Source organism: Natrinema halophilum, from assembly GCF_013402815.2.
GTDB classification, from domain to species: domain Archaea; phylum Halobacteriota; class Halobacteria; order Halobacteriales; family Natrialbaceae; genus Natrinema; species Natrinema halophilum.
On the sequence record NZ_CP058601.1, the window covers coordinates 712,007 to 724,230 of the forward strand.

Consider the following 12,224-nt stretch of genomic DNA (forward strand, 5'->3'; position numbering starts at 1 on the left):
TCGCGCAATCGATCGTTCTCGGCCTTGGCCCCGTCGCAATCCAGCAGACAGCCGAGACGTGAACTACCACACCCTACCGCGCCCGGGCTTACTCAACCTTCGCTTGTTGAGAGTGGGGCTTCCTGTTTCTGTGTCAGAACTTGCAGGAACAGATCCCACAGCGTCCACAAGACGTGGGGCATCTTGTGCGGCCTCTCGGAGAGCTTTGCTCTCCAATGGTCGGCGAATCGTCGATTCGTCTCGACGGCAGAACGCCAACGTCGTTCTGCTGACGATTCCAGATACCACAGGCGATTTCTCTTTCCGGGCGGTTCGGAGTGTCCCGCTCCTGCCTAATGGACACTCGGCCACAACCGACGATGCACGCTTGTTGTCGTCGTTCGAAAGAGCTTCACTCTTTCGTGATCTGGCGAAACCGTTGGTTTCGTTGACCTCGCGGAGCGAAGGTCCGTTGGTTTCGTTGACCCCGCGGAGCGAAGATCCGCGTGGTGACGAAACGCCGAAGGCGATTCGAACCACGTTTGAACATCGTCGGAAACGCAGTGAGCATCGCACTACCATCAACCGCGAGGGCAGCAAAAGTGGCGATATGGGTGAAAGAAAGCCGTATGGATGGTGTATACCCTCCATGCTTGCGTCTTCGACGCTCCCTGAGAGTACCGCTGGACCGACGGTCCCGCTACCCATACGAACGGCGGAGCCGTAAGCAGAAGGGGCTTTACGGCCCTCACTTACCGGTAATTCGTTCTTGCCTGGACTCCTGTGACCTTATATCAGGATTCTAATATGTACTAGGTCTTAAATTATCGAAACAAGGAAAGGATTGGATTCTGATCTGCGAATCAACGAAGTCTCAGAGGGTGAAATCGTCGTCTGTATCGTCCATTAGCCTACTTTCGGAGACTTCAGTCTAGACCGATGACTGTAATCGGTAATGATAAAAATCCTACATATTTATGGAGCATGGCGTTATTTCCTCCGGACATGGACCGCCGGAAATTCCTCGTTTCGACGGGAGTCGGAGTCGGACTCACTGGATGTCTCAACGCGAATTCGAATGCCGGGTCAGGAACGGAAAACGGGACAACCGACGACACGAATCCGTCAACGTCCGGTACATCTTCAAGCACTGACGATGGGAATGAAACTGGCCCGACAGAAAACGAGTCGAAGCCCGAAAAAAAGACGAGCGAGAAAGGCCCGAGCGAGAAGCACGCCGACGAGGGAGAGAATAAGACCGCCACGGGCGAAGAGAAAACCGACGAGGAAGAGGACATGACAGAGAAAGCAGAGGATGCGCGTCGAACCGCTACGTTTCCATCCTGTTCTCGAGCGGAGGTCACCGGGACGTTCGACGCAGGTGACGTCGCGTTCGCGAACACAGGGTTCTTTACCGACGGTCTCTTCGGGAATACGCTTCTCGAGGACGGCGTGGAATTCGGCGACGACGTTGCCGCACCGTTTTCTGGGACCGTCGTATTCGAGGTCGGCAACGAGCGAAACGTGACCCAACGACCGAACGAGATACGGATCGAAATACCGAATTACGGCGACGACGGCACCGTAATCACGTCGCTGACGACCGATCGTTCGGACTTTATGGCCGTCAGCGGTACGCATCCGAATCCGCGCGCGAGGGAGTGTCTGGAGGAAATTCGATCAGCAGAGAACGACGAGTCACCGACCAGCTAAGGGGAATGTGACGGCCCAGCGATGACGCATGATTTACAGAAGAGCACTGGAAAATCGCATCGTCGGCGGCGGCGGTGGTTTCGCCTCGAGTGGTGAGGAGGACCACAGATTTGGCATCCGACTTGCGCTTCGGTTGGCGGAACAGAACGGGATAAGCGGCGTAGTGCTCCGGAACCACTAAACACGCCTCGTTCCTATCAGCCAGTAATGACCGACTGGACAGAGAAGTACCGCCCGACGACGCTGTCGGAGGTACGCGGCAACAACAAGGCTCGCGACAAGCTCGAGGAGTGGGCCGAAACCTGGGACGATCACCGAAAGGCGGTGATCATTCACGGCAGTCCCGGCGTCGGGAAGACATCCGCCGCCCACGCGCTGGCCGCCGACATGGGGTGGCCCGTGATGGAACTCAACGCCAGCGACAACCGTCAGGCGGATGTCATCGAACGGATCGCTGGTGAGGCGGCCAAGAGCGGCACGCTAACCGGGGGCGGGTCGGGCCGTCGACTCGTCATCTTAGACGAGGCGGACAACTTCCACGGAAATGCGGATTACGGCGGCTCGAAGGAGGTCACCCGCGTCGTCAAGGAGGCGAATCAGCCGGTCGTTCTGGTCGCGAACGAATTCTACGACATGAGCCAGTCGCTTCGAAACTCCTGTGAGACCATCGAATTCCGGGACGTTTCGAAGCGATCGATCGTCCCTGTCCTTCGGGACATCTGCCGGCGCGAAGACGTCGAGTTCGACGAAGAAGCCCTGGAGAAAATCGCCGAGTCGACCAGTGGCGATCTCCGTTCGGCGGTCAACGACCTGCAGGCGGTCGCCGAGGAGGCGGAACGGCTGACCGTCGACGACGTCGTGACGGGCGAACGCGATACGACCGAGGGGATATTCGATTTCCTCGACTCGCTCATCAAGGAAGAAGACGCCGAAGGGGCGCTGCGGGCATCCTACGACGTCGACGAGACGCCGGATGAATTGCTAAACTGGATCGAGGACAACCTCCCGAAAGACTACGAGGGCGCTGAACTGGCCGACGCATACGAGTTCCTTTCGAACGCTGATCGATGGCTCGGCCGCGTCCGGGCCACGCAGGAGTACTCGTACTGGCGCTACGCGACGGACAATATGACCGCCGGCGTCGCTGCCTCGAGACGCGGCGACAAGGGTGGCTGGACACGGTACGGACCGCCGAGTTACTGGTCGAAGCTCGGCCGGACCAAAGGGACCCGCAATACCCGGGATGCGATCGCCGAACGTATCGCCGAACGTGAGGGTGCAAGCGTCGCAACGGTTCGACGAGGAGTACTCCCGTTTCTGTCGAAGATGACCCACCACTGCAAGAACCGCGACCTTACCGTTCGCATGGCTGCAGCTTACGACCTCGACGAATCAGAGGTGTCGTTCGTCACCGGTAGCGGAAAGGACACCAACAAGGTACAGTCGATCGTCGAGGACGCCAAGGAGCGGATGGCCCAGGAAGCGGTCGATCACTCCGGCGGCGCCTTCTTCGAAGCCGAGCGCTCGAGTTCTGACGCTGAGGAAGTGACCGTAGATTCGACCGGAAGTGCCAGCGATAGTAGCGAGGGCGACGACGCCCCGAGCGAACAGGGCACGCTCGCGGCCGTCGATGAAGACAACGGGAACACTGCGGACGAAGCGGCCGACAGAGGCGCCGACGATCCGGATGATGATCAGTCGGGGCTAAGCGATTTTATGTAAGCTGGTACCTCGTCACACCGAGACCCGTACCCGGAACACCGCCGTGGGGTGAATCACGGGTTATATTCTCCTCGAATACGTCCATATATTGATTGATCGACACTATTACGACGATGAACGATGAGAGTGTCTATAGGTGACCCCCGAATGACAAACACCCACAGATGCCCGCTCTGCACGGAGACCTACGACGACCGCACAGACCTTCGGGTCCATCTCGAGGTGCAACACCGAAAATCCGAGGTGGTTTCGTATCTTGTCGAACGAGACCCGGGGGTAACTACAGTCTCAACCGACCACAGATCCCGAACCATCGACGAAGAGAAATCGGCACCGTCGCCCTGAGTGTCGCCGCATACGATTAGACGTCTTTTACCGGTAGTCGGTCGCGAAACGCCGCCGACAACGCGTCACCGATACCGATGGCGAGGTCGCGTGGCCCAGCACTGGCTTCGTCGGCCAGCAACGGTACCGTCTCGACTGGGTGGCCCGTCATCCGCTCGAGTTCGGCCGGATTGGTCCGCTCGGCCACGGTTTCGCCGGCGTACTCGTTACAGATAACGCCGAAAACGTCGATACCGCGTGCCTCGAGCGCATCGATAGAGAGCGCAGTGTGATTGAGCGTACCCAATCCTGAACGCGTAACGACGACCGCGGTGGCTGCGAGATCGTCGACGAGGTCGATCACTTCGTGATCGCCGGCCAGCGGGACCCTGAGACCGCCGATACCTTCGACGATCGGCACCGTCGCGGCCGCGATTTCACGCTCGCATGCCGTACGGATCGACTCGTACTCGATGTCTTCCGCAGCGACTTCGGCGGCGACACGCGGGGCCAGCGCCGGTTCGAGGTACTGGGGACAGGTCGCTGCTGACGGATCGGCGCAGGCTGTGGCAACGAACGCTGCGTCGTCGTCCGGCGGGTGACCGGTCTGTGCTGGTTTGATCGCCCGCGCATCGTGGCCGGCTTCGCGCAGAAGACGCGTCAGTCCAGCCGTTATGACTGTTTTTCCGACGCCCGTTCCGGTGCCGACGACCGCGATCGGGTCAGTCACAGCAGCCCTACCTCCTCACCCGCGGCACGGAACGCCTCGAGGCAGGTGACGATATCACCCTGATCGTGAGTTGCCATCGGTACGACGCGAATTCTGCTGGTTCCATCGGGAACGGTCGGTGGGCGGATCGCAGGTGCAACGATGTCCCGTTCACGGATTCCGTCGGCGAAAGCGATTGCGTCGCGCCGATCGCCGATGAGAACGGGGAGGATCTGGGAGTCCCCCCAGATTTCGAATCCCATCGACTCGAGTCCGTCACGGAGGTGTGCAACGTTATCCCAGAGTCGCTCCCGGGCATCACTGTGACGGGCGACGTGCAGCGCCTCGCTCGCTACTGCGGCAGCCGGTGGTGAGAGCCCGGTCGAATAGACGAACGAACGTGCCTCGTTGAGTACGCATTCGATCAGTTCCGCGCTGCCGGCGATGTATCCACCCTGGCTCGCCAGCGCTTTCGAGAGCGTTCCCAGCTGGATCTGAATGCGGTCTTCGAGCCCCTCGGCCTGGACGATGCCACCGCCGTTCGCGTAGAGGCCCGTCGCATGCGCCTCGTCGACCATCACCCACGCCCCGAACTCTTCGGCAGCGTCACAGATCGCGTCGAGTGGCGCCACAGTGCCGTCCATGCTGAAAACGGAGTCGGTGACGATCAACCAGGATTCGTCGGCTGGCTCCCGCCCCTCTCGAGTTGCTCGTTCGGCTCGTTGCTCGAGCTTCGTTCGCAGGCTCGCCACATCGCAGTGGTCGTAAACGACGGTATTGGAGCCTGCCAGCTGACAGCCATCGATGATGCTCGCGTGGTTTAACTCGTCGGAAAAGATCACGTCCGGTTCGAGTGCGGTAATCGTTCCGACGTTTGCTGCGTATCCCGACGAGAAGGTTAGCGCGCGTTCTGTGTCCTTGGTTTCGGCGAGCAGTCGCTCCAGATCCCGATGAACCAGCGTATCGCCGGTGACGAGCCGGCTAGCTCCGGCACCCGTCCCGACGGTCGCGGCGGCTTGCCGGGCCGCGTCCTGAATCCGCTGGTCGTCCGTCAGACCGAGGTAGTTGTTCGAGGCGAAAACTAGCGCCTCTGTAGCCTCGAGGACGGGTAGTTCACTGCCGGAGGGCTGCGCAAAGTAGCCGCGCTCGGCGACCCGATCGACAGGCGACAATGTACGTTTCAAATCGTTCTCCTCGAGCGTTTCGAGTCTGTTCTCGAGGTCGAACCCGCGGTCGGCCATTCGGGTGAACGGACTCAGCGCCATGGTTTCACTCTCACGGTTCCGATTCGACGGGAGATTCGAGTCGCTCGCGATTCGAGCCGGCTGATATGCGGCAGTATCGGGGTCATCGGTAGTCACGTTTTATGAAGGGACGGCTTCGCCAGGAGATCAGAATCCGGGCATCAGTTCGGCGGGCCCGAAGACGCCGTACTCGCCGGCGCAGTTCCGACGCACGCCGGCTTTCAGGTAGCCCAGTGCGGGACCGTTAACGTTTGCCTCCATACTCGTCTCGTCGCCGAGTGAGAACGTATTCGTCGCCGTCTCGCCATCGAAGGTCGTTCCGGTGACACGCACTGTGGTCGTGGTGGGCTTCTCGTCGTTACGGACGTCGAGAATGCCGCCGACCGAAACGTCTTCCGCGTCGCAGACGCCGGCGCGCTCGAGGAGGACGTCGTCGGCGTGTTCCATGTCTTCGAATTCGATGACCCCGTCGTGGTCGTCGATGATGTCCTCGATTTCGGCGTCCGAGAGTTCGCGGGCGGTCTCGATGTCGTACTCGGGGAGGTGAGCGATATCCTCGCGGACGGTGCCGCGGTTATCCTCGTACCCCGACTTGAGGCCGACACCCCACCAGATATCGACGTCCGTAACCTCGACGAACGACTGTGCGGCAAGCGAAGCCGCCCCGGTAAGCAGGCCGGGCGTGGCACCAGCGCCGCAGATGAACGTAATCCCCGCATCATCGAACTCGTCGCTGCGATCGTCGAGCATGTCGATCACGCGGGAGCGCTTGAGGACGTCGATCAGCACCCCCGAATAGCCGCCCTCGACGAAACGGGTGGCCGTCCGCGGGATGAAATCGTGTTCGTAGTTCGGCAGTGCGAGCAAAACTGCGTCGATCCGGTCGCCGTGGTCGATCACCTCCTGGATCGGGTCGTCGCTGGGCCGGGCCTGGTTCGAGGCGACGACGCCTCTGTCTTCGCCGTGTTGTTTGACTCCGCCCTCGGCGGCTGCGGTACCGTTTCCGCCGTCCGTCGCTACTTCGTTGTCGATGTTGCCTTCCGTCGCTGCCAACAGTTCGTCGACGTCGAGGCCGTCGACATCGAACGCAACGCCGTGGCGGTCACACGCCGCGACGGGCGTCAGCGCGTCTTTGTGCTGGCTCACTTCGAGTGCTCGTCGGCCGATGCCTCCGGTTCCGAGTACCGCAAACGTGATATCGTCCATGTGTATCGTTCTGGGTTCGCTGCAGGTCGTTAGTCGTCAGTCGTCGCTCAGTTCCGTGCCTGTATTCGCAGTCGTCTCGGCCGAGGACTCCGCGGCCCCGCTGTGACGGGCCTTGACCGCTTCCGGGTCGAAGTCGTTGGTCTCTCGGTTGGGCTCGAGACCCGCGCGCTCGATGATTTCGATGTCTTCGCCGGGCGATTGTCCCTCGGTCGTGAGGTAGTCGCCGGTGAGGATGCCGTCCGCGCCGGCTTCTAAGGGAAGGTGCTGCTCGTCGGGCGAGAGGTTGACTTCGCGGCCGCCGGTGAGCCGAACGCGCGATTCCGGGTGGAGCAACTTGTAGACTGCGACCGTTTTGACGATCTCTTCGGTCGTGATGTCGACGCTCCGTTCGGCTAACGGCGTCCCTGAGACCGGATTGAGCACGTTCACCGGCAGCGACGAAATGCCGATGTCTTGCAGCGCGATGGCCGCTTCGACCCGGTCGGTCGGCGTCTCGCCCATCCCGAGAATGACGCCGGCACAGAGGTCCATTCCCGCCTCTTTGGCGACCTCGAGCGTCTTCACTCGGTCTTCGAAGCTGTGGGACCCGACGATCTCGGGGAAGTACCGCGGGGATGTCTCGATGTTGTGATTGTAGTGATTGATTCCCTCCTCGGCGAGGATCGCGGCTTCCTCTTCTGTGAGAATCCCCAGCGAGGCGTCGACCTCGAGATCGCACTCGTCTCGGACGAGTCGGATCGACTCGAGTACCTCCTCCCACTCCTCCGAGCGGTGTTCCTTCGAGACGCCTTTCTCGGCGACGACGATTCCGAACCGCTGGGCGCCGTCGCGTTCGGCTCGCTTCGCGGCCTCGAGGATCTTCCCTGGACCGAGAAACCCGTACGTGTCGATACCGGTATCGAAGTGGACCGATTGCGCACAGAAACCACAGTCCTCGGCGCAATTACCCGCCTTCGCGTTGACGATCGAGCAGGCGTCGACCGTACCGTCACCGAAGTGATCGCGCACGAATGCGCCGGCTTCCGAGAGCTCGGCGGTCGGCTGGGCCAGTAACGCCAACCCGTCGGTCCGGTCGAGACGGTCCCCGGCCAGTACCCGCTCGAGTGCGTTGTCGATCGTCTCGTTTCCAGTCTCGTAAACCACATCTCTGGAAGACGTTTACGAGAGTATAAAGTTTTTAGATAGTAGCAACATTTCGAACATCGCTGAGAGACGCCAGGCGCTCTGACGGCCGACCAGTGTAGCGGGTCGACGGGCCGTTCCCTGGCGTTTTCGATTGCGACAACGTGGTAGAAGGTTTTTCCCGGTTTCCAAATCCTTGAATAGTGTTGTATGGTATCAAACGGTATGGTTCTGAGCATCCCGGAGGAACGGTTTGAGGACGTGCCGGATTTCGACTACGAGCCACAGTACGTCGACGTCGGTGAGTTGCGCATGGCGTACGTGGAAGCCGGCGGCGCCGATGGCGACGGTGACGAGGAGACGTTCCTCTGTCTCCACGGCGAACCCACCTGGTCGTTCCTCTACCGGAAGATGATGCCCACCCTGGCCGAGCGCGGTCGCGTGATCGTCCCCGATCTCATCGGGTGTGGCCGCTCCGACAGGTACGAGGATCGCGACGAGTACACGGTGGAAATGCACTACGACGCGCTGCGAACGTTCGTCGAGGAACTCGATCTACAGAATATCACGGTCGTCTGCCAGGATTGGGGCGGGTTGCTCGGACTCGCACTCGCGGCCAACCAACCGGAACGGTTCGCGCGTCTCGTACCGATGAACACCGGTCTCCCCGACGGAACGCAGGAGATGACCGAGACCTGGCACGCGTTCGCGGAGATGGTCGCAACGGCCGAAGAACTGGACATCGGGGAACTGGTCGCGAACGGATGTTATCATGACCTCCCTGCGAACGTGGTCGAGGCCTACCGCGCTCCGTTCCCCGACGAACGGTACATGGCGGGGGCCCGGACGTTCCCGGGGCTCGTCCCGCAGTCGCCGGACGATCCGGGAGCCGACCTGTTCGCCGACGCCCAGGAACGACTCGCCGAGTGGGAGAAACCGGCGTTCGTCCTGTTCGCGATGGAGGACCCGATTACGTCCGACAACCGCGATCCCCTCCGGAACCTCATCCCGACCGCGAGCGAACAACCCGACGTCTGGATCGACGACGCCTCGCACTTCCTGCAGGAAGATGCCGGTGAGGAAATCGCAGCGCGGATCGTAGATTTCGTCGACCGAACGTCGTGAGGCGGACATCGAGCCGTCATTGGTCGGTGAAGAAATCTCTGAGTAAGGGAAACCATGCCCCGAGGACTGCCCCGAAGAGCAAGAGAGCGACGAAGCTTCCCGAGTGATGGTACGGAACGGGATATGCCCGTCCCGCAGCGAGACCGAGCAAGAACGGAGCCCCGTATGCGACGACCGTCACCCAGAGCAGAGCACCGTAGGAAAGGCCCACACAGGCGCAGAGAAATGGATTTCGATAACTCTCTGCAAGCGGCCGAGGGACGTGCTTCCCTCTTTTCAGACGGGTAACAATCGCAACGAAAGGCCCCGCTGCAACGAAACTATGACAGAATACCAGCGTCCACTCGTTTACCACACCGTCCAATCCGTATATTGCAGTCACCGACCGAAGGTTTCCCGTGGCGTGCAAGATGCCACCGAGCGCCGTCCCGGCGATAAGGGCCGCCGTCACCGTGGTAAGAACCATCTCTGCGGACGGAAACCCACCATGACGTGACTGTCTATAAGCCATGAACGATTGTATTAACGATATCCATAAGAACATATCTAAAATCTAGACGAATGTCTAGTTTTATGAGCCTTTCACTATCGTCCGATCGAACCCCTTCGGTGGGAGAACTATCGTCTTTCACCGGGGCGTCTCTGCTCCCCACGTCTCGAGTGCTGTCGCCAGTTCCGGGTGATCGGTAGCGTAGTCCGCAAGCGCTTCGCCGGCCATCGCCGCTTCGACGGATTGACGGAGCGCTTTCGCACCTGCGAGCGTCCCATCGGGATGGCCGTGGACACCGCCGCCGGCCTGAACGATAATATCCGTTCCCAGAGCGTCGATGAGTTGATCGATGACGCCGGGGTGAAGTCCCCCCGAGGCGACGGGAAGGACCGGGTTCAGGCCGTAGCACTCCCCCGTGAGCCACGCGTTGATCCCCGGCGTGTCCTCGTTCTCGAGTTTTCCCAGCCCCGCCGTCCCGGTGTGAATGTGATCGACGCCACAGAGGCGGGCGACCTGGGCAATGACGCGCATCGAAACGCCGTGGTGGTCCAGTCGATCGAAGGCTGCGTGCATCGCGCGGTGAGCGTGGATGGCCAGTCCGTGATCCTCACAACGGTCCCGGACGCTCTGGACGGCGGCCCATCCGCAGGTAATAACGTCGACCATAACGAATCCGCCCCCGTGTTCGGCGACGAGGTCGATACGTTCGAGCATCTCGGTGGTCTCTGCGGTGACGTTGACGAGGTAGTCCTTTCGTTCACCAGTATCCTCCTGGACGCGGTCGCGGGCAGCGAGGCTCTCTGTCAGTCGATCGACGAAGGGATTGAAGGCCTGATCCGTGAGGTTCTCGTCGTCCTTCAGGAGATCGATCCCGCCGCGCCAGGCTGCTTCGCCGATGCTGGCGTGAGCGTCGGTCGACAGCCCTACTTTCGGCTTTGGCACCGTCGCCAGCACCGGTCGATCCTCCGCATCCAGCTTCTCTCCGGCGACGCTGGTTCCGAACTGCGGCCCTGGAAACCCGCCGACGACCGTTTCCGGCCACCGACAGTCCTCGAGTCGAATCGAGTCAACGGCTTTCATCCCCAAGATGTTCCCCGCGATACACGAGAGAATCTGTGGCATGCTGCCTGCCTCGAATAACTCGGGGGGATAGGCGACGAGGACGTCACTCCCGTCGATGTCGCAGGCGACCGCTCCGAGGTCCGTCAACTCGCTCTCGTCGACGTGGAGCGCAGCCCAGGTTCCGTTCGACGACTCCGACGCGACCCGACTCGCTGCCGCTTCCATCGTCATATCAGCGGCCGGTTCGATGGCGAACTCACAGACGAGTTCCGTCTCTGCGGGTTGGTACTCGAGGTCCAGAAAATCGTCGTACTCGATCCCGGTCATGATAACGACCCACGTTCAATGGGCCGACTATTAGAGTTTATGCCGGCACCGACGTACCCGAATATCCATCGGTGAATACTATGGGAACTGCCTGTTTCCCCCTCTTTTTCTTCATTACTGCCAGGAGAGCGTCGGAAGTGACCAGTTGGTAACTTCCGCCCCGTTCAATCCGACTGACGGCCAAAATGTTAATATATCATATATCTCATCTATCGTGACTAAGAAAATTCCAAAAATTAAAGTCGCGTGATAATCCACTTTCATAGAAGCGAGTTCATGACAGATAGCACAACAAACAATAATCCGGGCGACGTCGCGTTCGATGTGGGCTCGAGCGTTGACGAGCTGTTCGGGGAATCCGAGGCCGGCGACGACCCAGGGGCGGAGCGCCGGACACCAACGGAACACCGGGATACAACCACAATGGGGGAGGATACCGACGGCGTCGAAGATAGAACCGCTGCCGAGGTTTTCGATCAGCTTCGTGCTGACGCGACCGAGACGAACGGAGCGGACGATATCCTCGCGGAGGAGAGCCCGGAAGATATCATCGCGAGCGCTAACGAGCCGGAACCGGAGCCGAAGATTGCAGATGAACTACTGGCCGACGACGACGAACTCGCGGATCTCTTGCTCACAGAACGAACGAAAGGCGAGGAGTTCCTCTGGGTCAAAACGGATTCCTCGACCACGTCATCCGCGTCTTCCAACGGGAACCGCAAATCGGCGTCAAACCAGCACCTCTCCGAAGCGAGAGATCGGCGACGGCGACCGAAAGACGTCGAGTTCGATTCGGATAGCCCCGGGAAACGGAATGGTGGCGCGAACGCGGCCAAAAACAGCAACAGCAATACCTCGAACGCAGAGCCCGACGACGCATCTGAATCGGACGACGAGGAATCGTCGGGACTCATCGGAGGGATTCGATCTATTCTCAGCGACTGAGGTTGACTGCTCTCGCCGGTTCCACGATGTCGTCCGGCGCCGTGGAAACGAATCGTCTGATTGACCCGGTTCCCACTCCTTGCTGACCTCGTATTCACGATCACAGCCGTCCACCTCGAGTGGTGTCACTGATCGGGATGCCACCGAAGGCCGTCGTGTCGAACTGTATACGCCTGCTCGCCACAGTCGGGACAGCGCGTCCCGCCCGATTCGAAGTCGTCGGTCCGGGACGGTATCGTATGCTCGTTTCCACACG

The 12,224-nt window shown here is 60.5% G+C and carries 12 protein-coding genes; 6 read left to right on the forward strand and 6 right to left on the reverse strand.

The annotated features are described in order from the left end of the window. Positions 1 to 984: 984 nt before the first annotated feature. The 4 genes from HYG82_RS24245 to HYG82_RS24260 all read left to right on the forward strand — a co-directional run bounded on the left by HYG82_RS24245 (position 985) and on the right by HYG82_RS24260 (position 3,759). The gene (locus tag HYG82_RS24245; RefSeq protein ID WP_179259697.1) at positions 985 to 1,692 is read left to right on the forward strand and encodes a hypothetical protein; all 708 of its coding nucleotides are present in this window, start codon (positions 985 to 987) and stop codon (positions 1,690 to 1,692) included. A gap of 28 nt (positions 1,693 to 1,720) precedes the next feature. Further along, complete coding sequence (locus tag HYG82_RS24250; protein WP_179259698.1) at positions 1,721 to 1,873, forward strand: hypothetical protein; 153 nt, start codon at positions 1,721 to 1,723, stop codon at positions 1,871 to 1,873. A gap of 26 nt (positions 1,874 to 1,899) precedes the next feature. Then, a complete protein-coding gene (locus HYG82_RS24255; RefSeq protein WP_179259699.1) occupies positions 1,900 to 3,414 on the forward strand; it encodes a replication factor C large subunit in 1,515 nt (504 codons plus the stop codon). Between the two features lie 147 nt (positions 3,415 to 3,561). Further along, entirely contained in the window at positions 3,562 to 3,759 is a 198-nt protein-coding gene (locus tag HYG82_RS24260) for a hypothetical protein (RefSeq protein WP_235217814.1), read from the forward strand. Between the two features lie 16 nt (positions 3,760 to 3,775). On the opposite strand, the gene bioD is transcribed toward HYG82_RS24260, so the two are convergent. From bioD to bioB, 4 genes are all read right to left on the reverse strand, one after another. Next, complete coding sequence (bioD, locus tag HYG82_RS24265; RefSeq protein ID WP_179259700.1) at positions 3,776 to 4,468, reverse strand: dethiobiotin synthase; 693 nt, start codon at positions 4,466 to 4,468, stop codon at positions 3,776 to 3,778. Next, complete coding sequence (locus tag HYG82_RS24270; RefSeq protein ID WP_179264341.1) at positions 4,465 to 5,688, reverse strand: aminotransferase class I/II-fold pyridoxal phosphate-dependent enzyme; 1,224 nt, start codon at positions 5,686 to 5,688, stop codon at positions 4,465 to 4,467. Before HYG82_RS24270 ends, bioD begins: the two co-directional genes overlap by 4 nt. 150 nt (positions 5,689 to 5,838) lie before the next feature. Next, positions 5,839 to 6,897 carry a (S)-8-amino-7-oxononanoate synthase BioU gene (gene bioU / locus HYG82_RS24275; protein ID WP_179259701.1) on the reverse strand — a complete coding sequence of 353 codons (1,059 nt, stop codon included), beginning with the start codon at positions 6,895 to 6,897 and terminating at the stop codon, positions 5,839 to 5,841. Positions 6,898 to 6,933: 36 nt separating this feature from the next. Further along, on the reverse strand, positions 6,934 to 8,040 hold the full coding sequence (gene bioB, locus HYG82_RS24280) for a biotin synthase BioB (RefSeq protein ID WP_179259702.1): 1,107 nt from the start codon (positions 8,038 to 8,040) through the stop codon (positions 6,934 to 6,936). A gap of 204 nt (positions 8,041 to 8,244) precedes the next feature. On the opposite strand from bioB, the gene HYG82_RS24285 reads away from it, so the two are divergent. After that, on the forward strand, positions 8,245 to 9,144 hold the full coding sequence (locus HYG82_RS24285; protein ID WP_179264343.1) for a haloalkane dehalogenase: 900 nt from the start codon (positions 8,245 to 8,247) through the stop codon (positions 9,142 to 9,144). A gap of 16 nt (positions 9,145 to 9,160) precedes the next feature. On the opposite strand, the gene HYG82_RS24290 is transcribed toward HYG82_RS24285, so the two are convergent. Both HYG82_RS24290 and rbcL read right to left on the reverse strand, forming a co-directional pair. Beyond that, positions 9,161 to 9,655 (reverse strand): hypothetical protein, encoded by a 495-nt coding sequence (locus HYG82_RS24290; protein ID WP_235217815.1) that lies wholly within the window; start codon positions 9,653 to 9,655, stop codon positions 9,161 to 9,163. Positions 9,656 to 9,772: 117 nt separating this feature from the next. After that, positions 9,773 to 11,023: a type III ribulose-bisphosphate carboxylase gene (gene rbcL / locus HYG82_RS24295; protein WP_179259703.1), complete on the reverse strand. Its 1,251-nt coding sequence runs from the start codon at positions 11,021 to 11,023 to the stop codon at positions 9,773 to 9,775. Positions 11,024 to 11,299: 276 nt separating this feature from the next. Between rbcL and HYG82_RS24300 the strand changes: the two genes are divergently transcribed. Beyond that, positions 11,300 to 11,968: a hypothetical protein gene (locus HYG82_RS24300; RefSeq protein ID WP_179259704.1), complete on the forward strand. Its 669-nt coding sequence runs from the start codon at positions 11,300 to 11,302 to the stop codon at positions 11,966 to 11,968. Positions 11,969 to 12,224 lie beyond the last annotated feature (256 nt).